This is a genomic window from Aeromonas rivipollensis (genome assembly GCF_010974825.1).
GTDB lineage: Bacteria > Pseudomonadota > Gammaproteobacteria > Enterobacterales > Aeromonadaceae > Aeromonas > Aeromonas rivipollensis.
Genome location: NZ_JAAILA010000002.1, coordinates 12,761 through 37,462 on the forward strand (window position 1 = coordinate 12,761; position 24,702 = coordinate 37,462).

Consider the following 24,702-nt stretch of genomic DNA (forward strand, 5'->3'; position numbering starts at 1 on the left):
GAAGGGTGAAGGGACAGAGTCTAGGTGAGCGCGTCAGTGCGCCCGGCCTTCCTCGAGCTTGCGCTCATAGTCACGGCGGACGATGGCGAGCGCCGCCAGGGCGAGCTCCGGGGCAATCTGGTTGGTTTCCAGCAGTTCTATCAGATCTACCGCGAGTTTGACCTCGGGGGGGGCATTTTCCAGTGACATCTTGATTTCTCATGGGGCAAAGTGGGCGCCATTATAGCGCCCCGGGCGGTGAAGACACGCCCCGGGTGCCCGGGGCTTGAAGGGCTTCACATGTGCTGACGCATCTCCTTGTCGAGCTCTTCGCGCAGGGCCATCAGTTTCTTGGCGTACTGCTGCAAGCTCAGATCCTGCTCGCTCACCGGCTGCCATTGGGGCACAGGGCTCGGCTTGCCGTGCTCGTCCATGGCCACGAAGATGATGATGCAGTGGGTGGTCTTGTGGCGCGCAGGGTCAGTGGGGTGGCGGCTGTAGACATCCACCGCCAGGTGCATGCTGGTAGTGCCTGTGTGGATCACCTTGGCGTGCACCTCCACCAGCTGGCCTATCTGGATGGGGCGCAAAAAGCGAATGCCCCCCACATAGACGGTGACGGCATAGCCGCCACACCAGCCGGCGGCGCAGGCGTAGCCGGCCTGATCGATCCACTTCATCACCATGCCGCCATGGACCTTGCCACCGAAGTTGACGTCGGCGGGTTCGGCGAGAAATTGCAGGGTCAGCTCGTGGGGTGGGGTCATATCGTCTCCTCGGTTCATTGCCGGTCACTCTTGCGGTAGGCCTCGGCCTGCTGGCAGGGAGGCAGGGATGACACATAGGGGCGTTCATTGCCGGTGCGCTGGCCGAGGCTGGCGTACTCCTGCTGGCAGCGGGTCGTCTTGCCCCCGGCCCTGACGCAGGCATCGATGCGCTGCTGCCTATCTTGTATCGTCTGTTGTTGCCGGGCGTTGGCACAGGCTCTGTCCAGCCCGGCCTGATGGGTGTCCCGAGCCTGTTCTATGGCGAGCAGGCCGCCCGAGAGGGTGCCACCGAGCAGCAGTATGACCAGCTTCATCATGGGTTGTCTCCTTGCGAAGGGCGCCTCGCCATGCCCAGGGCTATGCCCCCGAAATGGCCAGTGATGACAATAACAATCGCAGCGACCAGGACTCATCCAACCAGATGATCCCGGCCACGAGCAGGGTCAGCTGCGACAGACGGGGCAGGGACATCCATTCACCTTGAGTTCAGCGGCGGCGGCCCAGCATGGCAGCTCATGCAAATGAGGAGGCCCCATGAAACAGATGCTGGAGCAATTGATGGGAGCTGGCAAGGGCTGGCTCAACGATGGCGGTGACACGCGCAAGGCCCAGATGAAGGGTATGGCCCAGGGGGGGCTGGCCGCCGGGGCCATGGCGCTGCTGCTTGGCAACAAGAAGATGCGCAAGTACGGCACCAAGGTGGCGGCGGTGGGCGGGGCGGCCGCCCTCGGCGGGCTGGCCTACAAGCTCTATCAGGACTGGCAGCAGAACCAGAGTGCGCCAGCGGCCGGCAGGCCCCATCCCCTCAACGAGCTGGCGGGCGCCGAACTGGATGCCCGCGCCAGCTTGCTGGTGCGCGCCATGGTGGCGGCGGCCCGGGCCGACGGCCACATCGACGGCAACGAGCGTCAGAAGATCCAGCAGTACCTGACCGAGCAGGGCCAACCCGATGCCGCTCGCTGGATTGACGCCGAGCTGGCCCGCCCGCTGGACCCGCAAGCCCTGGCCCGGGAAGTGACCGACATGGAGCAGGCCACCGAGGTCTATCTCGCCTCCCTGCTCGCCGTCGAGGTGGATCACTTCATGGAGCGCGGCTATCTCGATGAGCTGGCCCGTGCTCTCAAGCTCGATGACAACCTGAAAGCCAGCATAGAGCGCCAGGTGGCCCAGCTGGGCGCGCCGGGTTGAGCCCAGGCAGCCATAAGATTGTCCACAAGGCCCCGTCATGGGGCCTTGTTGTTGGTGGTCTATTGATGGGGCGCGAGCTGCTGGTGGACCAGGGCCGCCAGCCGGGTGAGGGCAGCCTCCAGCGCCGGGCTCCAGGGATGGGCGCTGTTGAGGCGCAGGCAGTGGTTGTGCTGGCCCTGGCTCGAGAACAAAGCCCCGGGGGCCAGTGAGAAGCCGCTGGCCAGCGCCTGGGCATAGAGTGCCCGGCTGTCGAGGCGCTCGTCGAATGTCAGCCAGAGGAAGTAGCCGCCATTCGGGGTCGAGATGCGCACCTCGTCCTGGAAGAGGCGCAGCAGGGCCGCCCGCATCTGCTGCTGGCGCTGGGCCAGGGTGTGGCGCAGGCGGCGAAAGTGGGCATCCACCCCGCCCTGGCGCAGCATGTCGGCAAGCGCCAGCTGGCTCGGCACATTGGTGGAGAGGGTCGACATCAGTTGCAGCCGCTGGATGCGCTCGGCATGGGGTCCCGCCACCACCCAGCCGACCCGAAAGCCCGGCGCCAGGCACTTGGTCCAGGAGCCGCACAGCAGGCTGTCGCCCCGAGCGTCCCAGCGCTTGATAGGGCTGGGGCGCTCGCGGCCAAAGTAGAGCTCGGCGTAGACGTCGTCCTCCACCAGAGGCACCTCATGGGCGTTTAGCAGCGCCATCAGCCCCTGCTTGTGGCCATCCGGCATGGTGTGGCCCAGGGGGTGCTGGACGTTGCCCATCAGCCAGCACGCCTTGATGGGGCGCTGGGCGAGCGCCTCGGCCAGCAGGGCGAGATCGATGCCGACCCCGGAGATCACCGGGATCTCCACCACGTTGAGCTTGAGCCGCTCCATGGCCTGCAGGGCGCCGTAGAAGGTGGGGGATTCCACCACCACCCAGTCCCCCGGCTCGGTCAGCACCTGCAGGCTCAGGGAGAGCGCCTCCATGGCGCCCGTGGTGATGATGATCTCTTGGGGGTCGACCGCCAGGCCGTCGCCGGCGTAACGCTGGGCGATGGCGCGGCGCAGCGCCTCGTTGCCGGGGGGCAGGTCGGCCACCGTGCTGAAGGGGTCGAGGCGGCGCATGCAGCTGGCCAGCGCCCGGCCGAGCTGGGGATGGGGGAAGAGTGCGGGGTCCGCCACCGCCATGCCGAGCGGCACCAGCTCGCGGGACTTGCTGGCCTGCAGCACCTCGAACACCAGATCGTTGATGTCCACCGAGCCGGTATAGTGCGCCTGCTGGGGGGCGCTGGCCCGCAGCGGGGAGGTGGCGGCCTTGACGTAGTAGCCGGACTGGGGCCTGGCCAGGATCAGGCCGCGGCTCTCCAGCAGCTGATAGGCCTGCAGCACCGTCATGGGGCTGAGTGTGTGGGTCTTGCAGCTCTGGCGGATGGAGGGGATGCGCTCCCCCGGCTGCCAGAGGCCGCTCTCTATCTGCTGTTGCAGCAAGGCTGCCAGCTGGCCGTAACGGGACATGGTGTACCCTAACTGTTATAGGTGTATTTCACTATAACTGCATCTGTTATAGGTGTCATAGGGCGTGTTGTACTTAACGGGCGAAAACCTGTCTGTTAAATGCAACATAGAGAGTCATGCATGATAAGCCTGGATGATGTGGTCAGCCTGTCCCGAATACAGTTCGGCGCGACGGCGATGTTCCACTTTCTGTTTGTGCCCCTCACCCTGGGGTTGTCCTGGATCCTGGTGATCGCCGAGTCGGCCTACGTGATGACCGGCAAGGTGATCTACCAGGACATCACCCGCTTCTGGGGCAAGTTGTTCGGCATCAACTTCGTCATGGGGGTCACCACGGGGATCACCCTGGAGTTCCAGTTCGGTACCAACTGGGCCTACTACTCCCACTACGTCGGCGACATCTTCGGCACCCCGCTGGCGGTGGAGGGGCTGATGGCCTTCTTCCTCGAGTCCACCCTGGTGGGGCTCTTCTTCTTCGGCTGGGACAAGCTCTCCCGCGGCCAGCACCTGCTGGTGACCGCGCTGGTGGCGCTCGGCTCCAACCTCTCCGCGCTCTGGATCCTCATCGCCAACGGCTGGATGCAGAACCCGGTCGGCGCCGAGTTCAATCCCATGACGATGCGCATGGAGCTGACCGACGTGGCCGCCGTGCTGTTCAACCCGGTGGCCCAGGTCAAGTTCGTGCACACGGTGGCGGCGGGTTATGTGGCGGCCTCCCTGTTCGTGATGGGGGTGAGCAGCTGGTATCTGCTGCGCCGCATGGAGGTGCGCTTCGCCCTGCGCTCCTTCGCCATCGCCTCCGGCTTCGGGCTGGCCGCCATCCTCTCTGTCATCGTGCTGGGGGACGAGTCGGGCTACCGCTCCGGGGAGGTGCAGAAGGTCAAGCTCGCCGCCATCGAGGCGGAGTGGGAGACCGAGCCCGCGCCGGCCGCCTTCACCCTGTTCGGCCTGCCGGATCAGGGTGCCGAGACCACCCATGCGGCCCTCAAAATTCCCTACCTGATGGGCATCATCGCCACCCGCTCCCTGGATGAGCAGGTGACAGGCCTTAAAGATCTCAAGGCCGAGCACGAGGTGCGCATTCGCAGCGGCATGCTGGCCCACGAGGCCCTGGAAGCCCTGCGAGCGGATGGTAGCAATGCCGAGGCTCGTGCCACCTTCGAGCGCCACCGCGCCGATCTCGGTTACGGCCTGCTGCTGACCCCCTACGCCAAGGAGATTGGCAAGGCGGACGAAGGGGCCATAGCCAAGGCCGTCGCCGACTCCATCCCCCAGGTGGCGCCGCTGTTCTGGAGCTTCCGGCTGATGGTGGGCATAGGGGGGGGGTTGCTGCTGCTCTTTGGCGCCGCCTTCCTGCAGCTGTGCCGGGGCAGGCTGGTGCAATCGCTCCGCCTGCTCAAGGCGCTGTTCTGGTCTATTCCGCTGCCCTGGATTGCCATCGAGGCGGGCTGGTTCGTGGCCGAATTTGGCCGCCAGCCCTGGACCATCAGCGACGTGCTGCCGGTGTCGGCCTCGGTCTCCTTGCTGCAACCTGGGCAACTCTGGTTCAGCCTGATCGCCATCTTCCTCATCTACAGCACGCTGCTGGTGGTGGAGCTGTTCTTGTTGCGTCACGTGATCCGCAAAGGGCCCGCCAGCCTGCAGACGGGTCGTTATCAAGGTGAAGTGTTGAAAAACGGGAGTCTTGTCTGATGGATTACGAAACCCTGAAACTCGTCTGGTGGGGGCTGGTGCTCTTCCTGCTCGTCGGCTTCGTGGTGATGGACGGCTTCGATCTCGGGGTCGGTCTGCTGCTCCCCGTGGTGGGCAAGAGCGACGAGGAGCGGCGGGTGCTGCTCAACAGCGTGGGGCCCGTGTGGGAGGGTAACCAGGTGTGGCTCATCGCCGGGGCCGGCACCCTGTTCGCCGCCTGGCCCCTGGTCTATGCCGCCGCCTTCTCGGCGCTCTATGTGCCCTTCATGTTCCTGCTGTTCGGCCTCTTCCTGCGCCCGGTCGGCTTTGACTATCGCAGCAAGCTGCCGGACCCGCTCTGGCGCCGCTGGTGGGACAGGGCCCTGGTGATGGGGGCCCTGCTGCCGACCCTGGTGTTTGGCGCGACCCTGGGCTTCCTGTTGCAAGGCTTGCCGTTTCGCTTCGACTCGGCCCTTCGCATCCACTATGGCGCCTTCGATTTCAACTGGCCGCTGCTGTTGACCTGCATGGGGACGGCGCTGGCCCTGCTGATGCTGCACGGTGCCAGCTTCCTGCAGTGCAAGACCCAAGGGGTGATAGCCGAGCGCTGCGCCCGCCAGAGCCTCTGGCTCGGCCCCCTGGCGAGCGCTCTGTTTGCCCTCGGTGGCCTCTGGCTCAGTCAGATGCGTGGTTACCGGATAGCCGAGATTGGGGATCTCAACAGCGCCCTGACGCCCCTGATGAAGCAGGTGACGACGGTGCCGGATGGCTGGCTTGGCAACTTCGTGGCGCACCCGGTGCTCTGGGCTGTGCCTGCCCTCGGCCTCCTGCTGCCGCTCTTGAGCACGCTGGCAAGCCACCATGGCCGGGCGCGGCTGGCGATCCTTGCCAGCGGTGGTGCCTGCGCCGCCATGATGCTGACCGTGGCCATAGCGCTCTTCCCCTTCGTGCTGCCCTCGTCCCTGGATCCGTCCAGCAGCCTGACCCTGTGGGACGGCACCTCCAGCGAGGGCACCCTGCTCATCATGCTGGGAATCGTCGCCGTGCTGATGCCCATCAACCTGGGCTACACCCTCTGGGTCTACTGGGTGGCGCGGGGCAAGATGAGTACCGAGCAGGTGCGCCAGCAGGGCCACAGCCTCTACTAACACGGGAATTGAGGAGTCTTCGATATGTGGTATTTCACCTGGATTCTGGGGTTGGGGTTTGCGCTGCTGTGCGGTCTGGTTAATCTGCTCTGGCTGGAGGCGCGCTGGGCGGCGGACGAGGATCTCAAGGAGCCTTGATCCCGCCCCTGAAAACGAGAAAGGCCGACACCAGGTGTCGGCCTTTTTGTTTTTTTGCGCGGCGGATTAGATTGCCAGCGCCAGCCTGGCCTCGCGCTTCTCGCTTGCATGGGTGAGGCCATAGGCCAGCAGCACGATCAGCGCGCCAATCCAGGGGGTGTGCATCAACCCCAGGTGCTCCACCACGAAACCGCCAACGACAGAGCCCAGGGCGATGCCGACGTTAAAGGCGGCGATGTTGAGGCCGGAGGCCACGTCCACGGCGTTCGGGGTATGGCGCTCGGCCTGTTTCACCACCAGCACCTGCAGGCCCGGCACGTTGCCAAACGCAAAGGCGCCCCACACCAGCACTGTCAGCACCGCCAGCACCGGATGGGGTGCGGTGAAGGTGAGCATCAGCAGGATGAGTGCCAGGCCGCCAAACATCAGCTTCAGCGCGGGCAGCGGGCCCATCTTGTCCGCCAGCTTGCCGCCCCAGATGTTGCCGACCGCCACCGAGACTCCGTACACCAGCAGGATCAGGCTCACCGCATTGGCACCGAAACCGCTCACCTGCTGCAAGATGGGGGCGAGGAAGGTAAAGGCGGTGAAGGCGCCGCCGTAGCCCAGGGCTGTCTTGGCATAGACCATCAGCAGGGGCTTGTGGGTCAGCACGGCGAGCTGCTCGCGGATGGTCGACGCTGTCCCCTTGGGCAGGTTGCTTGGGATCAGCAGCAGGCTGCCGACCATGGCGATGACCCCGAGTGCGCTCACCACCAGGAAGGTCTCGCGCCAGCCGAACTGCTGACCAATCCAGGTGCCGAGCGGCACGCCTGTCACCAGGGCGACGGTCAGGCCGCTGAACATGATGGCGATGGCGCTCGCTGCCTTCTCTTTGGCCACCAGACCCGTGGCTATGGTCGAGCCCACCGAGAAGAAGACCCCGTGGGCCAGGCCGGTGAGGATGCGGGCGACGATCAGGCTCTCGTAGCCGGGGGCCTGCCAGGCCAGCAGGTTGCCGGCGGTGAAGAGCGCCATCAGGCCCACCAGCAGCCACTTGCGCGGCAGCTTGCCGGTGAGCGCCGTCAGCACCGGCGCGCCTATGGCGACGCCCAGGGCGTAGAGGCTGACCAAGAGGCCCGCCGAGGGGAGCGAGACATTGAGCTGCTCGGCTATGGTGGGAATGAGCCCCACTATTACAAATTCGGTGGTGCCGATCGCGAAGGCACTCAGGGTGAGGGCAAATAACGCCAGTGGCATACAAACTCCTTGGATAGTGGCTCCCGACGGGAGAATGGCGCCAGTATGCCGATGAGCTTTGTTGGCAAAAATGACGGCAACGTCAAATTACTTTTGCCAAATCAGCAGCAATGGAGCCGTGGAATGGGGTAGTGGGAGTGCTCGAGGCTGCGGAGGCAAAGCGCGTAGAAGCAAGGCGTACAGACCGCGCTGGGAACAAAGAGAGAAGGGGCAAGGGAAGGGGGCTGCTGCGCGGGCGGCGGTGGCGCGCGGTATTGGAGACAAAAAAAGCGGGAGGCACTGGGCCTCCCGCTGGTGTTCAAGAATGTCATTAGAGCGTTATTTGCTCCCTTCTCCCCTGGCGGGAGAAGGGTTGGGGATGAGGGGGGGGAGCTTGCCCCTCACCCTCACCCTCTCCCGCAGGGAGAGGGGATAGCTCGTGGTTGCAATTGGCTAGTGAGGGTTGCCGGTATCCGCCGCCGCAGCGATAGATACAATGCTTCCTCTCCCGTTTAATCCCAATTCGGGGCAAAGTCCGGGTTGGCGCAGCGCTCCCCTCGCTCCAGGGTGGCAATCTGTGCCATCTCCTCGGGGCTGAGTTGCACCTTGAGGGCGGCCAGGTTGGCGGCGAGATTCTCCCGCTTGGTGGAGCTCGGGATCACCGTCATGCCCTGGGCCAGCAGCCAGGCCAGGGACACCTGGGCCGCCGAGACGCCGTGGCGCTTGCCTATCTCCATCAGCAGCGGCTCGGTGAGCACCTTGCCATAGGCCAGCGGCATATAGGCGGTGATGGCGATGCCGTTATCCTGGCAGAACTCCACCACCTTGCGGTTTTGCAGCAGGGGATGGATCTCCACCTGCTGGTGGGCGATGGCGCCCGGCCCCAGGATAGCGATGGCTTCTTTAAGCTGGGCGACCGTGAAGTTGGAGACCCCGATCTCCCGGGTCAGGCCTTGTGCCTTGGCCTCGGCCAGTTGCTCCAGATAGACCGCCATCGGCACCTCATCTTTGGGGGAGGGCCAGTGAATAAGCGCCAGATCCAGATAGTCGGTGCCCAGTTTCTCCAGGCTCAGCTCCAGGCTCGGGATCACCTTGCCCGGGCCGAACTCACTGATCCACACCTTGGTGGTCAGGTAGATATCCTGGCGGGGGACGCCACTTTCGCTCATCAGCTGGCCCACTTCGGCCTCGTTATCATAGATCTGGGCGGTATCTATGTGGCGATAGCCGAGATCCAGACCCTGCAGCAGGGAGTCGCGCAGGGGCTGATCTTTCAGGCGAAAGGTACCAAGACCCAGGTTGGGCATCTTCATCATCATATTCCTCAAGTTATTGTTTCTACGCTCAATATTTTTTCGGCCCATCCTCGTATCCAGGGCGGGCAGGGGACAGGCCGTAGCTGGATTCAGGCTAGCTGATAGCGGCGAACACTGGTGCTGGTAAACCAGCCCCGGGTGTTGGCCACGAAGGCGAGAAAATGGGGCTGCTGCTGGTGGGCCCTGAGCGCCGCATAGCTCTCCCACTCCTCGTGGATCATCCAGCCCTGGGGACTCTCCATGCTCTGGTGCAGCCGGTAGCCGAGGCACCCAGGCTCTTGCTGGCTGGCGTTGAGGAGCGGCGCCAGGGCGGCCCGACACTCGGCGGCGAATTCAGGCTTGGCCTCAAGTTCGGCAATCACAATCAGGGGGGATGGCATCTGAACCTCCTTGCAATATCGGGGGCCAGTATGCCCGCCGCAGACTGGGGGATACAGGGCAGCAGTCGCAAAACACTATTGAGGAAAGAACAGCAATGGGGAGGGGGAACCCACACATTAGTATTTCGTTAGATCTATGGGCATTGCGAATTCTTCGCCAGCGACTTCTTTAGTTAAGGCTTGTCCTGCGATGCAAGTATTTCCATTGAAGGTCAGTGTCGGGCCATGGTGAAGCTCCCAGCCCTTGTTCATTAATTCAGAGATCCGCATGCAAAAATCTTTATCATCAGGGCCAGTAATAAATCGATAGAGCTTCATGGGTAATGCCTTGATTTAAAATTAAAAGTCAAAATATTTCTCTGAAATAACAAGTCTGCTGCGCTGAGGGTTATCCCTCTGACCAGACCGCAAACTCGTTGCCGCTGGGTTCGACAAAGTGGAAGCGGCGGCCACCGGGGAAGTCGAACAGGGGGCGCACTAGGGTGCCGCCATGCTGGATCACCTTGGCCTGGGTTGCCTCTATGTCGGCACTGTAGAACACCAGCAGGGCGCCGCCCTGTGCGCTTTGGTTGCTGAGATCCGCGCGGTAGAAGCCGCCATCCAGCCCTTCCCCTTCGAAGGCGCAGTAGTCGGGGCCGTAGTCGGCGAACTGCCAGCCAAAGGTGGCCTCGAAGAAGGCCTTGGTGGCGGCGAGATCCCTGGCTGCAAACTCCACATAGTTCAGTTTTTCATGGGCCTTGGTCATAAGGGTCTCCTTGTCGATGTCGGTGGTTATGTCGGTTGTCAGCATTTTTTCGTGCGGATCGTGGGGTGCGGCAAGGCGTCCCAGGGCGTCAGCTTGAGCTGCTTGCGGCGCACCCAAACGATGATTCCCATCAGCAGACCGAAGCCTATGCCGAACAGCAGGCTCTGGCGCAGGGCGAAAGCCGGACTCACCTCATCTTGCCAGCCGAGGTACCACATCAACATCCCCCAGATGGCACCTGTCGGCAGACCAAAGGCAAGCAGGTTGACCAGAAAGCGTTCATGGTGGGGTGGTCTGAGTCGCAGGCCCAGTCTGCGCAGCAGTCTGAGCAAGGGGGGATTGTAGTTGGCGTGCCACACGCCTTTGCTTTCAAGCTCCTGGTGGGCTGCCGCCAACCGCTCTTCGAAGTTCATGATGTTCATCCTTGCGATGGCTTGGCGCCATACGATGCCAATTTTCGGCATTGTAACCACAAGGCCGGGAGCAAAACAGGCGGTTGCTCACGTTATGCGGACGGCAAGATCCGTCTCTGGTGACGCCTGCCTTGCCAACCCAGGGCCATTGCGCCTATAAAACCCCATGACTCTTGCCAGGACAACAACAATGAAGACCCATTCCGATGAACTGACCCTGTTCGTGGCCGTGGTGGAGGCGGGCAGCTTTCGCCAGGCGGCGGAGAACCTCGGCATGGACAATTCTGTGGTGAGCCGCGGCATCAAGCGCCTCGAGGAGAAGCTCGCCACGGTGCTGCTCAACCGCACCACCCGGCGGGTCAGCCTGACCGAGGAGGGGCGCTGGTTCTATCAGCGGGCGGTGAAGGTGCTGACCGAGATGAGCGAGGCGGAGAGCCATCTGCTGATGCGCCGGGAACAACCCGAAGGGATACTGCGGGTCGACGCCGCCACCCCCTTCATCCTGCACCGGCTGGTGCCCATCATCGGGGAGTTCCGCCGCCGCTACCCCGGCATAGAGCTGCAACTGCACAGCTCCGAGGGCTTCATTAACCTGATGGAGCGGCGGGTGGACATGGCCATTCGCATCGGCGAGCTGACGGACTCCTCCCTGCGCGCTCTGCCGCTCGGGCGATCCAAGCTGCGGCTGCTCGCGTCCCCCGACTATCTGAAGGCGCGCGGCACCCCGCGCCAGCCAGCTGACTTGCTGGCGGGCCACGAGCTGCTCGGCTTTTTGCACCCCGATCACCTCAACCACTGGCCCCTGCTCAGCACTGAGCAGGGGGACAGGTTCGCCATCACCCCGACCCTGAGGGCCAGCAGCGGCGAGACCCTGCGCCAGCTGGCGCTCAGAGGTCAAGGGATCGTCTGCCTGTCGGACTTCATGACCGGGGAGGACAGGGCGAGCGGGGCCCTGGTGGAGGTGCTGGCCCGCAGCAACAGCGGCGCCTCGCGCCCCATTCATGCGGTCTTCTACTCCGATGCCCAGCGGGATATCCGGCTGCGGGTCTGGCTCGACTTCCTCAAAGAGCAGCTCGGCGCCGAGGCGTTGTAGAGGGCATGTCGACAGTGCCAACCCCCTCCCCCTCCACGAGGGGGGGTCATTTTCTCCCACCCCTTGGCAAGGGGAGGGCTGGGGTCAGGTGCGGTCAGAACACCCGCGCTCGCCAATAAAAAGAGGCCGACATCGCTGTCGGCCTCGTTCGTTTTCATCTCAAGGATGCATCGGCTGCCCGATTAATCCTCTTCGGCCCAGCGGCGTGAGCGTTCGACCGCCTTCTGCCAGCCGCTGTAACGCTTGGCGCGATCGGCTTTGTCCATCTGGGGGATGAACTCCCTGTCCACGCTGAACTTGTCTTCCAGCTCTTCGGAACTCTTCCAGAAGCCGACGGCGAGGCCTGCCAGGAAGGCGGCGCCCATGGCGGTGGTCTCGATGCGGGTCGGACGCACCACAGGGGTGTGCATCATGTCGGCCTGGAACTGCATCAGGAAGTCGTTGGCGACGGCGCCACCGTCTACCTTGAGCGCGGCCAGCTTGATGCCGGAGTCCTGCTGCATGGCATCCAGCACGTCGCGGCTCTGGTAGGCGATGGATTCCAGCGCGGCGCGGATGATGTGGTTGCGGTTGGCGCCACGGGTCAGGCCGACCATGGTGCCGCGAGCATAGGGATCCCAGTAGGGGGCGCCCAGGCCCACGAAGGCCGGCACCAGGTAGACGCCGTTGGTATCGCCCACCTTGCTCGCGAAGTAGTCGGTGTCGCGGGCATCGTGGATGATCTTCAGCTCGTCACGCAGCCACTGGATGGTGGCGCCGCCCATGAATACGGCACCCTCGAGGGCATAATTCACTTCCCCTTTCGGGCCGATGGCGACCGTGGTCAGCAGGCCGTTGTTGGAGCGAACAGGCTCTGTGCCGGTGTTCATCAGCAGGAAGCAGCCGGTACCATAGGTGTTCTTGGCCATCCCCTTCTCGAAGCAGAGCTGGCCGAACAGGGCAGACTGCTGGTCACCGGCGATGCCGGCGATGGGGATGCGGGAGCCGCCGCCACGGGTGGTGTAGCCATACACCTCGGAGGAGGGTTTGACCTCCGGCAGCATGGAGGCGGGGATGCCCAGCTCGTCCAGCATCCGCTCGTCCCACTTCAGATCGCGGATGTTGTAGAGCATGGTGCGGGAGGCGTTGGTCGGGTCGGTGACGTGCACTTCGCCGTTGGTCATCTTCCACACCAGCCAGGTGTCTATGGTGCCGAACAGCAGCTCGCCGTTCATCGCCTTCTCGCGGGCCCCTTCCACGTTGTCCAGGATCCACTTCACCTTGGTGCCGGAGAAGTAGGCATCCAGCACCAGGCCGGTGTTTTCCCGCACGTACTCTTCCAGGCCGCGGGCCTTGAGCTCTTCACAGATGGCCGCGGTGCGGCGGCACTGCCAGACGATGGCGTTGTAGATGGGCTTGCCGGTGGCCTTTTCCCACACAACGGTGGTTTCACGCTGGTTGGTGATGCCGATGGCGGCGATCTGCTCGCTGTGCAGGCCGCTCTTGGCCAGCACCTCGGTGAAGACGGAGGACTGGGTCGCCCAGATCTCCATGGGGTCGTGCTCGACCCAGCCCGCCTTGGGGTAGTGCTGGGTGAATTCGCGCTGTGAGGTCGCGACTATGTTGGCGTCCTGATCGAACACTATGGCACGGGAGGAGGTGGTACCTTGATCCAGCGCGACGACAAATTTCTTTTCAGCAGACATGATGTTCTCCACGTTTGGGGGGACCGCTCTTAGGCGGCGGCCTCTTCTTTATTGGACAGCTTGGCGGCTTCTTCGGTCACGACACGGTTGCCCGGGACGCAGGGAGCCAGCACTTTCACATACAGAGCGGTACCCAGCTGGGCGCCGACGATGGGGCCGAGGATGGGAACCCAGAAGTAGGGGTTGTCGCGGCCGCCGGTCAGGGCCACATCGCCCCAGCCTGCAAAGAAGGCGAACAGTTTGGGACCAAAGTCACGGGCCGGGTTCATGGCAAAGCCGGTCAAGGGGCCGAGGGAGGCGCCGATCACCGCGATCAGTATGCCGATCAGCAGGGCGGCGGCGAAGCCTTTGGGGGCGCCGTTGTTGTTGTCCCCCAGCGCCATGATGCCCAGCATCAGGACGGCGGTGATCACCAGCTCGACCGCGAATGCCTGCATGTTGGAGAGCAGGGCATTGGGGTAGGTGGAGAAGATGCCGGCGGTGCCGAGGCTCTCTACGCTGCCGCGCACCACGTTGTGGGTCAGTTCCCACTGGGTGAAGAGGTTGCCATAGAGGAAGTAGACAAGGGCGGCGGAGGCGAAGGCACCCGCTATCTGGGCGATGATGAAGGGCACTACCTTGCGCTTGTCGAAGCCGCAGAAGGTCATCAGCGCCAGGGTCACCGCCGGGTTCAGGTGGGCGCCAGAGATGCCGCCGGTCACATAGATGGCGATGGCGACCCCCAGGCCCCAGGTAATGGAGATTTCCCATTGCCCGAAGTTGGCGCCAGCCAGCACCAGGGCGGCCACGCAACCGACGCCGAAGAAGATCAGCAGGCCGGTGCCGATAAACTCGGCGAGGCACTCGCCGAGCAGGGTATTGGGTCTTTGTATGCTCATAGTTGTTATTCCTTATATCCACCCAGAGTAGGTTTGATGTTCCGTTTCGTTATCTTGCATTCCCATTTTTTGCGTCCGAAAACGTTTCTTCTTGTTATTTGAGCTGACGCAAACGTTATGCTCGTTTGCGCTCGTTCTTGGACGAGAGAGAAAATAAACCTTCTGTGCCAATTCACCAGACCCCCGCCACCGGAAATGTGGACAAGATCCCATTCATTGCTAAGAAAATGTGACGAAAAGCAACTGTTAGCGGTGCTATTACTCCTTAGTGGGTAGCTGCATTCCTTGCCCTGCAAGGGCTGGCGGCCGATGAGCGATCACTCATTGAATGACATTATTTGTAATAAAACTGCAATAATTTAGCCTTCATCACAGATTGAATGTTCACAAATGAGCACAATAGGCTCGCTTGCGAATAAGGACTCATCTGGTCGCAGGCATGATCGGGGCACCCTCAACCGCCCATAACAACAATAAGGAAGCAGAACATGCTTAGTCTCTTCAGGCCTGCACCCCACATAGAGCGGCTACCGGCCGACAAGGTGGATCCCTTCTACAAACGCATGCGCTGGCAGGTGTTTTTCGGGATCTTCTTCGGTTATGCCGGCTACTACCTGGTGCGCAAGAACTTCAGTCTGGCGATGCCCTACCTCATCGAGCAGGGCTTCTCCCGCGGTGATCTGGGCCTGGCCCTGTCCGGCGTCTCCATTGCCTACGGTCTCTCCAAATTCCTGATGGGGAACGTGTCGGATCGCTCCAATGCGCGCTACTTCCTCTCCGCCGGCCTGCTGCTCTCGGCCGGCATCATGTTCATGATGGGGACAGTGCACTGGGCTACCTCCAGCATCGCCATCATGTTCGTGCTGCTGTTCCTCAACGGCTGGGTTCAGGGCATGGGCTGGCCGCCCTGTGGTCGCACCATGGTGCACTGGTGGTCACAGAAGGAGCGGGGCGAAGTGGTCGCGGTCTGGAACGTGGCCCACAACGTGGGCGGCGGCATGATAGGTCCGCTGTTCATCCTAGGGATGGGTTGGTTCAATGACTGGCGCAGTGCCTTCTATGTACCGGCTGCTGCTGCCGCCGCCATTGCGGTAATCGCCTTCTTCGTGATGCGTGATACCCCGCAATCCGTTGGTCTGCCCCCCATCGAGGAGTACAAGGACGACTACCCGAAGGATTACAACGAGAGTCACGAGCAGGAGTTTTCCGCCAAGGAGATCTTCGTCAAGTACGTGCTGCACAACAAGCTCTTGTGGTACATCGCCATTGCCAACGCCTTCGTCTACCTCATTCGTTACGGTGTGCTGGACTGGGCGCCGACCTACCTGAAAGAAGCCAAAGACTTCAGCGTGGATCACTCCTCCTGGGCCTATTTCCTGTACGAGTGGGCCGGTATTCCGGGCACCCTGCTGTGCGGCTGGATCTCTGACAAGATGTTCCAGGGCCGCCGCGCCCCGGCCGGCATACTGTTCATGGTGCTGGTGACCCTGGCTGTGCTGGTCTACTGGCTCAACCCGGCGGGCAACCCCACCGTCGACATGCTGGCACTGGTCGCCATCGGCTTCCTGATCTATGGCCCCGTCATGCTGATCGGTCTCTATGCCCTGGAGCTGGCGCCGAAGAAGGCGGCCGGTACAGCGGCGGGCTTCACCGGTCTGTTCGGTTATCTGGGTGGCGCCGTGGCGGCCAACGCCATGCTGGGCTACACAGTCGACCACTTCGGCTGGGACGGCGGCTTCATGGTGCTGACCGCATCTTGCGTGCTCTCCATAGTGCTGCTGGCAATGACCCTCAAGCATGAGAACATCGCCGTCGCTGCCAAGAAGGCCGCTGCCGACAAGGCATAAAACGTGATCCTGCCCTTATCAGTCGGAAAAGGGATAGGGTACACTGCCAAAGGCCCCGCAATGCCGGGGCCTTTTTTCGTCTCTCAAGCGGAGTGCAAGCGTGAAGCAAACCCAACGACATCTGGAGATCCTGGACGTCCTGACAAGGCAGGGCTTTGTCTCGACCGACGATCTGGTGACCCATTTTGACGTCAGCCCCCAGACCATTCGCCGGGATTTGAACGATCTCGCCGAGCAGAACAAGATAAGGCGCCATCACGGCGGGGCCTCCCTGCATTCGAGTACCGTCAATACCGCCTACAGCGCCCGCAAGGTGATGCAGCTCAAGGAGAAGGAGCGTATCGCTCGCGAGGTGGCCGCCAACATTCCGGACGGCTCGTCGCTCTTCATCGACATCGGCACCACCACAGAAGCCATAGCCCGCGCCCTGCTGGATCACCGGGAGCTGCGCGTGGTCACCAACAACCTCAACGTCGCCAGCATTCTCACCGCCAAGGATGACTTCACCGTCATCATCGCAGGTGGCGAGATCCGCAACCGGGATGGCGGCATAGTGGGGGAGGCGACCCGTGACTTCATCGGCCAGTTCCGCATGGACTATGGCGTCATCGGCATCTCCGGCATCGACAACGACGGCTCATTGCTCGATTTCGACTACCACGAGGTGAAGATAGCCCAGGCCATCATAGCCCACTCCCGCCAGGTGTTTCTGGCCGCCGACCACACCAAGTTCGGCCGCAATGCCATGGTCAACCTCGGCAATCTCAACCAGATCCACGCCCTGTTCACGGATCAGGAGCCGCCGGAGAAGTTGATGCGACTGATGTCCCAGCATCAGATAGCCTGCCACATCTGCTGAGTCCCCCCACGCCGTATTAGCATCAGGCCGCCACCGGGCGGCCGCTTTCTTGTTGCCCTCTATTCACGTCTTGTCCCATGGCGGACGCCTTGCTCCTGCTGCCTTCCCCCTTTTGTCCCTGTGCTCTGCTGGTCGCTGCGCGGCTTGAGCTAAAAACAACGACTCTCTCCTCGTCCTGCGTGGTGTGTCTCTGTGCTGCTGGCCCTTTCAGAGTTGGGCCCTGTCGGCCTCGGGCTGCCGCGCCCGCATCCGCTGCGGCAGATTCGCCCTGGCAGCAGGGGCCATGGCAAGGCTCGGGGCGGCATCTTGTCACCGACCGGCAGCATTTTTAGCATTGTCAGAACAATCGCGATCACATTTCCCTCATAAAATGTTCGTTTATCATTTTTTCATGTTCTAATATGAGCGAAATCAAACATTGCCGGCATGGCGAACACAAAATAAGAAAGTAGGTGAACATGAGCGAACATTATGATCTGGTCGTCGTCGGCGGCGGCATCAACGGGGTCGGCATTGCGGCGGATGCGGCGGGGCGGGGGCTGAAGGTGGCGCTGTTCGAGGCGCAGGATCTCGCCTCGGCCACCTCGTCCAACTCCAGCAAGCTGATCCACGGCGGCTTGCGCTATCTCGAACATTACGAATTCAGGCTGGTGAAAGAGGCGCTGGCGGAGCGGGAAGTGCTGCTCGGCATGGCGCCGCACATCGCCCGTCCCATGCGCTTCCGTCTGCCGCACCGCCCGCACCTGCGCCCGGCCTGGATGATCCGTGCCGGCCTCTTCCTCTATGACAACCTGGCCAAGCGCGACAAGCTCAAGGGCAGCTGCGGCCTGCGCTTCCTGCCGCAAGATGGCCTCAAGAGCGGCATCAACAAGGGCTTCGAGTACTCGGACGCCTGGGTCGACGACGCCCGCCTGGTGGTGCTCAACGCCATGATGGCCCGGGACAAGGGCGCCGATGTGCAGACCCGCACCCGCTGCGTCAAGGCGGTGCGCGGATCCAAACACTGGACCCTGACTCTGGAGCGGGAAGGGGGCGAGCAGTTCAATGTCACCTGCCGTGGTCTGGTCAATGCGGCCGGTCCCTGGGTCAAGACCTTCTATGACGAGAGCCTGCACGAGAAATCCCCGCGCGGCATTCGCCTCATCAAGGGCAGCCACATCATAGTGCCGCGCATCCATGAGCGCGAAGAGGCCTACATCCTGCAAAACGAGGACAACCGCATCGTCTTCGTCATCCCCTACCAGCAGGACTACTCCCTCATCGGCACCACAGATGTGGAGCACCATGGCAGCCCGCGGGAGGCGAGGATCAGCGAGGCCGAGATCAATTACCTGTGCAAGGTGGTCAACGCCCACTTCACCCGCCAGATTGCGCCCTCCGAGGTCATCTGGACCTATGCCGGGGTGCGGCCGCTCTGCGATGACGAGTCCGACTCTCCCCAGGCGGTGACCCGCGACTACACCCTGGAGCTCTCCGGTGAATCCGACGGGGCGCCGCTCCTGTCCGTGTTTGGCGGCAAGCTCACCACCTATCGCAAGCTGGCCCAGGCCGCCTGCAACAAGCTCAAGCCCTGGTTCAGCCAGATGGGGGATGACTGGACCGCCAGCAGCCGTCTGCCCGGTGGCGAGTTCGACTGCTCCACCACAGAGCTGGCCCGCGCCTACCTGCTCGAATTCGACTGGCTGGATGAGCGCAGCGCCCGCCGCATCGCTGAGGCCTATGGCAGTCATGCACGTCTCTGGTTGCATGAGGAGCGGGGCCAGCACTTTGGTGCCGGGCTGTACGAGTCGGAAGTGCGCTATCTGATCAGCCGTGAGTGGGCCCATTCGATGGAAGACATACTGTGGCGCCGCAGCAAGCTGGGGCTGCGCCTCTGTGATGCCGAGCAGCAGCAACTGCACGCCTGGCTGGAGCAACACCATCACGCCTTGCCCAAGGCAAGCTGATGACAAGGCGGGCGGCGCTGGCCGCCCGCCGTTTAACTGCAATAAACCTCTGCTATAACAACTACCTACATCCAATAAACAATAACAAAGAGCCGTTTTTATGAAACAACCTCACCTCTCCCTGGTGGCCCTTGGCCTCGGGGTTGCCCTCGCATTGCCCGCCCTGGCCGCCGATGACGGCAAGATAGTGATCGCCCACCGTGGCGCCTCCGGCTATCTGCCCGAGCACACTCTGGAATCCAAGGCGCTGGCCTATGGCATGGGGGCCGACTATCTGGAGCAGGATCTGGTGATGACCAGGGATGACCAGCTGGTTGTGATGCACGATCACTTCCTCGACGGCATCACGGACGTGGCGACGCGCTTCCCCGGCCGCGCCCGTGCGGACGGTCGCTACTACGTGGTGGACTTCACCCTGGCCGAGGTGCGCTCCCTGCGCATGACGGAGCCCTTCCAGCTGGTGGAGGGCAAGCAGGTGCCCGTCTATCCGGCCCGCTTCCCGCTCTGGAAGTCCGATTTCAAGATCCACACCTTCCAGGAAGAGATAGAGATGATCCAGGGGCTCAACAAGAGCACCGGCAACAACATCGGCATCTACCCGGAGATCAAGGCCCCCTGGCTGTTCCGCCACGAGGGCAAGGACATTTCGAAAGCCGTGCTTACCGTGCTCAAGGAGTACGGCTACACCGGCAAGGACGACAAAGTCTATCTGCAGAGCTTCGATGTGGATGAGCTCAAGCGCATCAACGGCGAGCTGATGCCGGCGCTGGGCATGGACCTGAAGCTGGTGCAGCTGATGGCCGAGACCGACTGGAACGAGACCATGGTCTACGACACCAAGGGCAAGGCGACCCCCTACAGCTATGACTGGATGTTCAAGCCGGGGGCTATGAAGACCATAGCCGCTTACGCCGACGGCATAGGCCCCTGGAAGCCGATGATAGTCACCGAGCCGGGCACGCTCGGCAAGCCGGTGTTCACCACCATGGTCAAGGAGGCCCACGCCGCCGGTCTCAAGGTGCATCCTTATACCTTCCGCCAGGATCAGGGGCAGATCCCGGCCTATGCCAAAGACTTCACCGACCTGCTCAACATCTTCCTCTATCAGGCGGATGTGGACGGGGTGTTCAGCGACTTCCCGGACAAGGCGGTGGAGGTCATCAAGGCCCACGGCAAATAATAAAAGAAGAGCAACACGGGAACGCAAGCGGGGCCAGGTGCCCCGCTTTTTTATGGCGGCAGGCCAGCCCCGGGAGTGATGAGATATAGGGTGTAATTATTTGTTTACGATTTTCGTGGTGCAGGGGAGCTTTTTCACGCTACTTTCTGGCTGTTTTGGTCACGGGAGTGGTCATTAATCCATCTGTTGATGCAGTAAACCGCTAGTTTCACTTGATTGTTTGTTTTTCCTTGGTAAGGTGAGGGCGGTTGCGTAACAAAGCGCTGACTTGTGTAAACAAATAAATACACCTTGGCGCAATTGGCTTAAATACAGTAGAGAGAATGAGAAAATGCAAAGAGACCCCCTGAACAACATCCATATCCAGTCCGAACAAGTGATGATCACGCCTGCCCAGCTCAAGGAGAAGTTACCCATCTCCGACAAGGCGCTGGCATTCGTGCAAGGGGCCCGCAATACCATAGCCGACATCATCCACCGTCGGGATCACCGCCTGCTGGTGATCTGTGGACCCTGCTCCATTCACGACATGGACGCCGCCAAAGAGTACGCAACCAGACTCAAAGCGCTGCATGATGCCTACCAGGACTCTCTCTACATTGTCATGCGGGTCTACTTTGAGAAGCCACGCACCACTGTCGGCTGGAAGGGCTTTATCAACGACCCGAATCTCGACGGCACCTTCGACGTTGAGTTGGGGCTGCACCGCGCCCGCGAGCTGCTCTGCTGGCTGGCGGAGCTGGAATTGCCGCTCGCGACCGAGGCGCTCGACCCCATCAGCCCCCAATACCTGGCTGAGCTCTTCTCCTGGTCGGCCATCGGCGCCCGTACTACAGAATCCCAGACCCACAGGGAGATGGCGTCCGGCCTCTCCATGCCGGTCGGCTTCAAGAACGGTACCGACGGCAACCTGGGGACCGCCATCAACGCACTGCAGGCGGCCTCCAGCCCCCACGCCTTCATGGGGATCAACCAGCAGGGTCAGGTCGCGCTGCTGCAGACCCAGGGCAACCCGGATGGCCACGTGATCCTGCGCGGTGGCAAGCACCCGAACTACGATTCGGTCAATGTGTCGCTGGCGGAAGAGGCGCTGGAAAAGGCGGGCCTGCTGCCCGGTCTGGTGGTGGATTGCAGCCACGGCAACTCCAGCAAGGATCACCGTTTGCAGCCCAAGGTGGCGGACAACGTCATCCACCAGATCCAGGAGGGCAACCGCTCCGTCATAGGGGTGATGCTCGAATCCAACCTGTTCGAGGGCAACCAGTCCAGCGAGCAGCCCAAGGAGCAGATGCGCTACGGCGTCTCCATCACCGATGCCTGCATCGACTGGGAGACCACGGCAACCCTGCTGGCCCGCTGCCACAGCCAGCTGGCGGCGCCGCTCAAGAGCAGAACCGCGCTGTAAGTCGTGGTATCTTGTCGTAACTGATTGAACCATAGAGGTATCACTGCCCACGCAGTGATACCTTGTTGCCTCTTGAATCACAGGGCGCCGCCGCCTGCGGCGCCGGCAGGGACTGGATATGGCTGAAGAGTTGAATGCCCTCAGGGACAAGATAGATGTGGTGGACAAGCAGCTGATCGATCTGCTGGCCGCCCGTCTGGCCCTGGTGGGGGAAGTGGGTGAAGTGAAGAGCCGCCACGGCCTGCCCATCTATGCGCCGGACAGGGAGGCGAGCATGCTGGCACGCCGCCGCGCCGAGGCCGAACTGCTGGGGGTGCCCGGCGATCTCATCGAAGATGTGTTGCGCCGGGTGATGCGCGAGTCCTACATCCTCGAATCGGCCAGCGAAAAAGAGAACCACTTCAAGTGCATGAAGCCGGATCTTGGCAAGGTGGTCATCATCGGCGGCCAGGGCCAGCTTGGCCGCTTGTTCGGCCAGATGTTCGGCCTCTCCGGCTACCGGGTCGAGACCCTGGAGCAGGGTGACTGGCCGCGCTCTGACGAGATCCTGGCCGATGCGGGTCTGGTGATGGTGGCGGTGCCCATCGACATCACCTGCCAGATCATCGACCGGCTCGGCAAGCTGCCAGCGGATTGCCTGCTGGTGGACGTTACCAGCGTGAAGGCGGCGCCGCTCGAGCATATGCTGGCGGTGCACAAAGGCCCGGTATTGGGGCTGCACCCCATGTTCGGCCCGGATGTGGCGAGCCTCGCCAAGCAGGTGATCGTCTGCTGCCAGGGCCGTGACCCTGCCGCCAGCCAGTGGCTGCTGGACCAGATGACCATCTGGGGCGCACGGCTGCAGCAGGTGGAAGCCAAGGCCCACGACGAGGCCATGACCCTCATCCAGGCGCTGCGCCACTTCGCCACCTTTGCCTACGGCTGGCACCTCTCCCGGGAGCAGGCCAACATCGACCGTCTGCTGGCGTTGAGTTCCCCCATCTACCGGCTGGAGCTCGCCATGGTAGGGCGGCTGTTTGCCCAGGATCCCCACCTCTATGCCGACATCATATTGTCATCACCGCAGAACCTGGCGATGATCCGCCGCTACTACCAAAACTTCGGCGAGGCGCTGGGGTTGCTGGAGCGGGGGGACAGAGCCGGCTTCATCGAGGCCTTCTCGCAAGTATCCAGCTTCTTCGGCGAACATGCCGACGAGTTCCTGCGCGAGAGCCGCACCCTGCTGGCCCAGGCCAATGATCGTCGTCACCACGGCTGATGGCACGCATCCATAACAAAGGGGCCGCTTGGCCCCTTTTTTTCATGCTGATCAGGCTGAAGCCCGGCTACTCGGCGGATGGCAGCCGCAGATCGGCGCCATCCCAACCCAGCGGCAGGGTGAGCAGCTGATCGATCAGCTCCCGGCGATCGGATTTCTCCAGATAGGCGAGGTAGAGCGGGCGGCTCAGCGCCTGCCCCCCTTCCACCAGGTGAAGTTGTCCCTGCTCCAGGAAGGGGCTCACCATGCGCCGCGGCAGATAGGCGGCGCCCCCATTGGCCAGCACGAACTGCAGCGCCATGCTGGCTGAGCTCGAATGCAGCACAGGGGTCTTCTGCAGGCTCTGCAACCGGCTCGATGGCGGCTCGAAACTGGTGCCCCAGTCGAGGTGAATATGGGGCATCTGCATCAGGCTGTCGGCATTGGCGGCCGGCTCCCGGCTCACCAGCTCGAATACCAGCTCGCCTATGGGGTGCAGGGCTATCTCGTCTATCTTGGTCGGCTCCGAGAGCAGGGCGAGATCGAGGGAGCGCTCCAGCAACTGGCGGCACAGGTGCTCGCGGGAGGCGGTCTCGAGCCGCACCGCGAGGCCGGGGGCCAGCGCATAGACATGGTTGAGCCAGTCGTTGAAGTCGAGCTCCCAGAACACCGCGGGCGCGCCTATGGCGAGCTGCTGACTGAAACCGGGGGAGAGGGCCACGTCCTGCTTGGCGCGGCCTAGCGTGTGCAAGATGGCGTCTGCATAGGGCAGCAGACGCTCACCGGAGGCGGTCAGACGGATGTTGTTGCGATGGCGGGCAAACAGGCTGACCCCGAGTTGTTGCTCGAGCTGGCGGATCCGAAAGCTCACCGCCGATTGGGTCAGGTAGAGATTCTCGGCAGCCCGGCCAAAGTGCCGGGTCTTGCTGACCTCGATGAAGGTCCGAAGCAGCTCGGTATCCATTAATCGAGGGACTCGTCGCTGCCACCACCGCCGCCACCTTCAAAGCTGCCGCCCGTGTCCTCATTGGCGCCACCCGCGACTGTGCACAGACGGTGCACCCGCTTGGGACCAATCACCTTCAGGTACTTGAACCATACCTTGGCGTGGGGGTTGCTGCCGGCTGCGCCAGACTTGACCTGCTCGATGAAGGCAGTTTCTACGTCATCGCGTGGGGCCAGGTTGCCCTGATAGAGAGCCAGCATCACAGTGCCATATTTTTCCAGACTGTCCGCTTCGGCCACGGTGAATTCGCCACTGCGACGCAGGCCACGGGGAAAATGTTTGAAGTCGTTGAAACGCTTGTCTGATTCGAAGCTCATAGTGCTCTTGTTCTGGTTAGTTTGACCTTTGCGGGCAAGTATCATCAGGCCGTCGCAGAGTGCAAAATCAATTTTCTTACTATGTTAATAAATATCTTTTATCGAACAGCCTTTGTCTCATCCCGAGGGTGAATTTTGCGGTCAGCTGCACAAAAAGCCTGAAAAATAGTGGAGTTATGTCAGGTTTTGTACAGTTGCACCCGCTCTCTGCGGGGTGGAAACAATAAAATAAAGGCGCCATGCGGCGCCTTTATTGTGTTCATGAATTGGCTGAACCTGAGCGTTGGACACTCATTCAATCATGGCTGGCTGGGCCAGGTTGTCGGCACGCCACAGACGGTAGCGCACTTCATACTCCTGCGGCACATAGATGACGAACGGCAGCTTGGAGTTGTAGTTCACGAAGAAGCCCTGACCATAGATCTGGACGAAGCTCTCTTTCTTCTGGCCATCCGGGCAGGCCATCAGGGTGCTGACGGGACCCGAGACCTGGCCCAGAGTCAGGTAGTTGTAGCCCCAGCCCTTGACGCTGTGCTGTTCCAGGTTGCCGGCGAAGCGTGGCAGGTTGCAGTCCACCAGCATCTTCTTGCCCACTTGCAGCTCGACCATCATGTCGGCTTCGTTTTCGACTTCCGGCAGGCGGATCACGACACGTTCCTGGTTCACTTCGGCGGCAGGGAACATGCTGATATCAAATTTTTTCGGTTCGGCGGCGAAGGCATGGCCGCCCAGTAACAAGGCGCCCAGCAGGCTAAAACGCAATACGGTTTTCATCTGTACCTCATGGGATTGGTTCAACGCCGCTAGA

The 24,702-nt window shown here is 62.1% G+C and carries 26 protein-coding genes; 11 read left to right on the forward strand and 15 right to left on the reverse strand.

Features of this window, described 5'->3' with window-relative positions:
* Positions 1 to 33 precede the first annotated feature (33 nt).
* The 3 genes from rsmS to G4923_RS00190 form a co-directional block, all read right to left on the reverse strand.
* On the reverse strand, positions 34 to 189 hold the full coding sequence (rsmS, locus tag G4923_RS00180) for a pleiotropic regulatory protein RsmS (protein WP_163134850.1): 156 nt from the start codon (positions 187 to 189) through the stop codon (positions 34 to 36).
* Between the two features lie 86 nt (positions 190 to 275).
* Complete coding sequence (locus G4923_RS00185; protein ID WP_163134852.1) at positions 276 to 746, reverse strand: acyl-CoA thioesterase; 471 nt, start codon at positions 744 to 746, stop codon at positions 276 to 278.
* Between the two features lie 14 nt (positions 747 to 760).
* Entirely contained in the window at positions 761 to 1,063 is a 303-nt protein-coding gene (locus G4923_RS00190) for a hypothetical protein (protein ID WP_240455230.1), read from the reverse strand.
* A 217-nt stretch (positions 1,064 to 1,280) separates the two neighbouring features.
* On the opposite strand from G4923_RS00190, the gene G4923_RS00195 reads away from it, so the two are divergent.
* Positions 1,281 to 1,934, forward strand: a complete 654-nt coding sequence (locus G4923_RS00195) for a tellurite resistance TerB family protein (protein ID WP_163134854.1) — start codon at positions 1,281 to 1,283, stop codon at positions 1,932 to 1,934.
* A 59-nt stretch (positions 1,935 to 1,993) separates the two neighbouring features.
* Here the strand turns inward: G4923_RS00195 and G4923_RS00200 are convergent, their stop codons facing one another.
* Positions 1,994 to 3,412 carry an aminotransferase-like domain-containing protein gene (locus G4923_RS00200; RefSeq protein ID WP_163134855.1) on the reverse strand — a complete coding sequence of 473 codons (1,419 nt, stop codon included), beginning with the start codon at positions 3,410 to 3,412 and terminating at the stop codon, positions 1,994 to 1,996.
* A gap of 120 nt (positions 3,413 to 3,532) precedes the next feature.
* On the opposite strand from G4923_RS00200, the gene G4923_RS00205 reads away from it, so the two are divergent.
* The 3 genes from G4923_RS00205 to cydX are packed head-to-tail and all read left to right on the forward strand — an operon-like array spanning position 3,533 to position 6,369.
* Positions 3,533 to 5,104, forward strand: coding sequence for a cytochrome ubiquinol oxidase subunit I (locus tag G4923_RS00205; protein WP_163134856.1), 1,572 nt, complete (start codon positions 3,533 to 3,535; stop codon positions 5,102 to 5,104).
* Positions 5,104 to 6,231 carry a cytochrome d ubiquinol oxidase subunit II gene (cydB, locus tag G4923_RS00210; RefSeq protein ID WP_163134857.1) on the forward strand — a complete coding sequence of 376 codons (1,128 nt, stop codon included), beginning with the start codon at positions 5,104 to 5,106 and terminating at the stop codon, positions 6,229 to 6,231. Before G4923_RS00205 ends, cydB begins: the two co-directional genes overlap by 1 nt.
* Before the next feature lie 24 nt (positions 6,232 to 6,255).
* Positions 6,256 to 6,369, forward strand: a complete 114-nt coding sequence (cydX, locus tag G4923_RS00215) for a cytochrome bd-I oxidase subunit CydX (protein WP_025326454.1) — start codon at positions 6,256 to 6,258, stop codon at positions 6,367 to 6,369.
* 66 nt (positions 6,370 to 6,435) lie between these two features.
* Here the strand turns inward: cydX and G4923_RS00220 are convergent, their stop codons facing one another.
* The 6 genes from G4923_RS00220 to G4923_RS00245 all read right to left on the reverse strand — a co-directional run bounded on the left by G4923_RS00220 (position 6,436) and on the right by G4923_RS00245 (position 10,441).
* Entirely contained in the window at positions 6,436 to 7,608 is a 1,173-nt protein-coding gene (locus tag G4923_RS00220; protein WP_163134858.1) for an MFS transporter, read from the reverse strand.
* A gap of 491 nt (positions 7,609 to 8,099) precedes the next feature.
* Positions 8,100 to 8,903: a 2,5-didehydrogluconate reductase DkgB gene (gene dkgB, locus G4923_RS00225; RefSeq protein WP_163134859.1), complete on the reverse strand. Its 804-nt coding sequence runs from the start codon at positions 8,901 to 8,903 to the stop codon at positions 8,100 to 8,102.
* A gap of 89 nt (positions 8,904 to 8,992) precedes the next feature.
* Positions 8,993 to 9,283, reverse strand: coding sequence for a putative quinol monooxygenase (locus G4923_RS00230; protein ID WP_163134864.1), 291 nt, complete (start codon positions 9,281 to 9,283; stop codon positions 8,993 to 8,995).
* A 117-nt stretch (positions 9,284 to 9,400) separates the two neighbouring features.
* Positions 9,401 to 9,601 (reverse strand): DUF1737 domain-containing protein, encoded by a 201-nt coding sequence (locus G4923_RS00235; RefSeq protein WP_111912600.1) that lies wholly within the window; start codon positions 9,599 to 9,601, stop codon positions 9,401 to 9,403.
* 70 nt (positions 9,602 to 9,671) lie between these two features.
* Positions 9,672 to 10,028 carry a VOC family protein gene (locus G4923_RS00240; RefSeq protein WP_163134866.1) on the reverse strand — a complete coding sequence of 119 codons (357 nt, stop codon included), beginning with the start codon at positions 10,026 to 10,028 and terminating at the stop codon, positions 9,672 to 9,674.
* A gap of 38 nt (positions 10,029 to 10,066) precedes the next feature.
* Positions 10,067 to 10,441 carry a DUF6404 family protein gene (locus G4923_RS00245; RefSeq protein ID WP_163134868.1) on the reverse strand — a complete coding sequence of 125 codons (375 nt, stop codon included), beginning with the start codon at positions 10,439 to 10,441 and terminating at the stop codon, positions 10,067 to 10,069.
* A gap of 190 nt (positions 10,442 to 10,631) precedes the next feature.
* On the opposite strand from G4923_RS00245, the gene G4923_RS00250 reads away from it, so the two are divergent.
* Positions 10,632 to 11,534 carry a LysR family transcriptional regulator gene (locus tag G4923_RS00250; protein ID WP_163134869.1) on the forward strand — a complete coding sequence of 301 codons (903 nt, stop codon included), beginning with the start codon at positions 10,632 to 10,634 and terminating at the stop codon, positions 11,532 to 11,534.
* A 182-nt stretch (positions 11,535 to 11,716) separates the two neighbouring features.
* On the opposite strand, the gene glpK is transcribed toward G4923_RS00250, so the two are convergent.
* A complete protein-coding gene (gene glpK, locus G4923_RS00255; protein ID WP_163134871.1) occupies positions 11,717 to 13,219 on the reverse strand; it encodes a glycerol kinase GlpK in 1,503 nt (500 codons plus the stop codon).
* Between the two features lie 29 nt (positions 13,220 to 13,248).
* On the reverse strand, positions 13,249 to 14,097 hold the full coding sequence (locus G4923_RS00260) for an MIP/aquaporin family protein (RefSeq protein ID WP_005327692.1): 849 nt from the start codon (positions 14,095 to 14,097) through the stop codon (positions 13,249 to 13,251).
* Between the two features lie 488 nt (positions 14,098 to 14,585).
* Between G4923_RS00260 and glpT the strand changes: the two genes are divergently transcribed.
* The 6 genes from glpT (at position 14,586) to tyrA (ending at position 22,592) form a co-directional block, all read left to right on the forward strand.
* Positions 14,586 to 15,944, forward strand: a complete 1,359-nt coding sequence (glpT, locus tag G4923_RS00265; protein WP_111912610.1) for a glycerol-3-phosphate transporter — start codon at positions 14,586 to 14,588, stop codon at positions 15,942 to 15,944.
* Positions 15,945 to 16,044: 100 nt separating this feature from the next.
* The gene (locus G4923_RS00270; protein ID WP_005328190.1) at positions 16,045 to 16,803 is read left to right on the forward strand and encodes a DeoR/GlpR family transcriptional regulator; all 759 of its coding nucleotides are present in this window, start codon (positions 16,045 to 16,047) and stop codon (positions 16,801 to 16,803) included.
* A gap of 458 nt (positions 16,804 to 17,261) precedes the next feature.
* A complete protein-coding gene (gene glpD, locus G4923_RS00275) occupies positions 17,262 to 18,749 on the forward strand; it encodes a glycerol-3-phosphate dehydrogenase (RefSeq protein WP_163134873.1) in 1,488 nt (495 codons plus the stop codon).
* Between the two features lie 100 nt (positions 18,750 to 18,849).
* Positions 18,850 to 19,929, forward strand: coding sequence for a glycerophosphodiester phosphodiesterase (glpQ, locus tag G4923_RS00280; RefSeq protein WP_163134875.1), 1,080 nt, complete (start codon positions 18,850 to 18,852; stop codon positions 19,927 to 19,929).
* A 331-nt stretch (positions 19,930 to 20,260) separates the two neighbouring features.
* Positions 20,261 to 21,334 carry a 3-deoxy-7-phosphoheptulonate synthase gene (locus G4923_RS00285; RefSeq protein WP_111912616.1) on the forward strand — a complete coding sequence of 358 codons (1,074 nt, stop codon included), beginning with the start codon at positions 20,261 to 20,263 and terminating at the stop codon, positions 21,332 to 21,334.
* 118 nt (positions 21,335 to 21,452) lie between these two features.
* Positions 21,453 to 22,592, forward strand: coding sequence for a bifunctional chorismate mutase/prephenate dehydrogenase (tyrA, locus tag G4923_RS00290; RefSeq protein ID WP_163134877.1), 1,140 nt, complete (start codon positions 21,453 to 21,455; stop codon positions 22,590 to 22,592).
* A 67-nt stretch (positions 22,593 to 22,659) separates the two neighbouring features.
* Here the strand turns inward: tyrA and hdfR are convergent, their stop codons facing one another.
* The 3 genes from hdfR to eco form a co-directional block, all read right to left on the reverse strand.
* Positions 22,660 to 23,535 carry an HTH-type transcriptional regulator HdfR gene (hdfR, locus tag G4923_RS00295; protein ID WP_025326467.1) on the reverse strand — a complete coding sequence of 292 codons (876 nt, stop codon included), beginning with the start codon at positions 23,533 to 23,535 and terminating at the stop codon, positions 22,660 to 22,662.
* Positions 23,535 to 23,894: a MaoP family protein gene (locus G4923_RS00300; protein ID WP_162520133.1), complete on the reverse strand. Its 360-nt coding sequence runs from the start codon at positions 23,892 to 23,894 to the stop codon at positions 23,535 to 23,537. The genes hdfR and G4923_RS00300 overlap by 1 nt, the downstream gene beginning before the upstream one ends.
* A gap of 291 nt (positions 23,895 to 24,185) precedes the next feature.
* On the reverse strand, positions 24,186 to 24,668 hold the full coding sequence (gene eco, locus G4923_RS00305; RefSeq protein ID WP_005328180.1) for a serine protease inhibitor ecotin: 483 nt from the start codon (positions 24,666 to 24,668) through the stop codon (positions 24,186 to 24,188).
* Positions 24,669 to 24,702: the final 34 nt, after the last annotated feature.

Excerpts from the sequence above, each read along its gene's own strand:
- G4923_RS00300 (WP_162520133.1), bottom strand. The coding sequence starts at position 23,894 with ATGAGCTTCGAATCAGACAAGCGTTTCAACGACTTCAAACATTTTCCC.
- G4923_RS00205 (WP_163134856.1), top strand. The coding sequence starts at position 3,533 with ATGATAAGCCTGGATGATGTGGTCAGCCTGTCCCGAATACAGTTCGGC.
- G4923_RS00190 (WP_240455230.1), bottom strand. The coding sequence starts at position 1,063 with ATGATGAAGCTGGTCATACTGCTGCTCGGTGGCACCCTCTCGGGCGGC.
- G4923_RS00260 (WP_005327692.1), bottom strand. The coding sequence starts at position 14,097 with ATGAGCATACAAAGACCCAATACCCTGCTCGGCGAGTGCCTCGCCGAG.
- glpQ (WP_163134875.1), top strand. The coding sequence starts at position 18,850 with ATGAAACAACCTCACCTCTCCCTGGTGGCCCTTGGCCTCGGGGTTGCC.
- G4923_RS00230 (WP_163134864.1), bottom strand. The coding sequence starts at position 9,283 with ATGCCATCCCCCCTGATTGTGATTGCCGAACTTGAGGCCAAGCCTGAA.
- G4923_RS00245 (WP_163134868.1), bottom strand. The coding sequence starts at position 10,441 with ATGAACTTCGAAGAGCGGTTGGCGGCAGCCCACCAGGAGCTTGAAAGC.
- G4923_RS00200 (WP_163134855.1), bottom strand. The coding sequence starts at position 3,412 with ATGTCCCGTTACGGCCAGCTGGCAGCCTTGCTGCAACAGCAGATAGAG.
- hdfR (WP_025326467.1), bottom strand. The coding sequence starts at position 23,535 with ATGGATACCGAGCTGCTTCGGACCTTCATCGAGGTCAGCAAGACCCGG.
- tyrA (WP_163134877.1), top strand. The coding sequence starts at position 21,453 with ATGGCTGAAGAGTTGAATGCCCTCAGGGACAAGATAGATGTGGTGGAC.
- G4923_RS00195 (WP_163134854.1), top strand. The coding sequence starts at position 1,281 with ATGAAACAGATGCTGGAGCAATTGATGGGAGCTGGCAAGGGCTGGCTC.
- rsmS (WP_163134850.1), bottom strand. The coding sequence starts at position 189 with ATGTCACTGGAAAATGCCCCCCCCGAGGTCAAACTCGCGGTAGATCTG.
- glpT (WP_111912610.1), top strand. The coding sequence starts at position 14,586 with ATGCTTAGTCTCTTCAGGCCTGCACCCCACATAGAGCGGCTACCGGCC.
- G4923_RS00235 (WP_111912600.1), bottom strand. The coding sequence starts at position 9,601 with ATGAAGCTCTATCGATTTATTACTGGCCCTGATGATAAAGATTTTTGC.
- G4923_RS00285 (WP_111912616.1), top strand. The coding sequence starts at position 20,261 with ATGCAAAGAGACCCCCTGAACAACATCCATATCCAGTCCGAACAAGTG.
- G4923_RS00185 (WP_163134852.1), bottom strand. The coding sequence starts at position 746 with ATGACCCCACCCCACGAGCTGACCCTGCAATTTCTCGCCGAACCCGCC.
- glpD (WP_163134873.1), top strand. The coding sequence starts at position 17,262 with ATGAGCGAACATTATGATCTGGTCGTCGTCGGCGGCGGCATCAACGGG.
- G4923_RS00250 (WP_163134869.1), top strand. The coding sequence starts at position 10,632 with ATGAAGACCCATTCCGATGAACTGACCCTGTTCGTGGCCGTGGTGGAG.
- cydX (WP_025326454.1), top strand. The coding sequence starts at position 6,256 with ATGTGGTATTTCACCTGGATTCTGGGGTTGGGGTTTGCGCTGCTGTGC.
- G4923_RS00240 (WP_163134866.1), bottom strand. The coding sequence starts at position 10,028 with ATGACCAAGGCCCATGAAAAACTGAACTATGTGGAGTTTGCAGCCAGG.
- glpK (WP_163134871.1), bottom strand. The coding sequence starts at position 13,219 with ATGTCTGCTGAAAAGAAATTTGTCGTCGCGCTGGATCAAGGTACCACC.
- G4923_RS00220 (WP_163134858.1), bottom strand. The coding sequence starts at position 7,608 with ATGCCACTGGCGTTATTTGCCCTCACCCTGAGTGCCTTCGCGATCGGC.
- cydB (WP_163134857.1), top strand. The coding sequence starts at position 5,104 with ATGGATTACGAAACCCTGAAACTCGTCTGGTGGGGGCTGGTGCTCTTC.
- eco (WP_005328180.1), bottom strand. The coding sequence starts at position 24,668 with ATGAAAACCGTATTGCGTTTTAGCCTGCTGGGCGCCTTGTTACTGGGC.
- dkgB (WP_163134859.1), bottom strand. The coding sequence starts at position 8,903 with ATGATGAAGATGCCCAACCTGGGTCTTGGTACCTTTCGCCTGAAAGAT.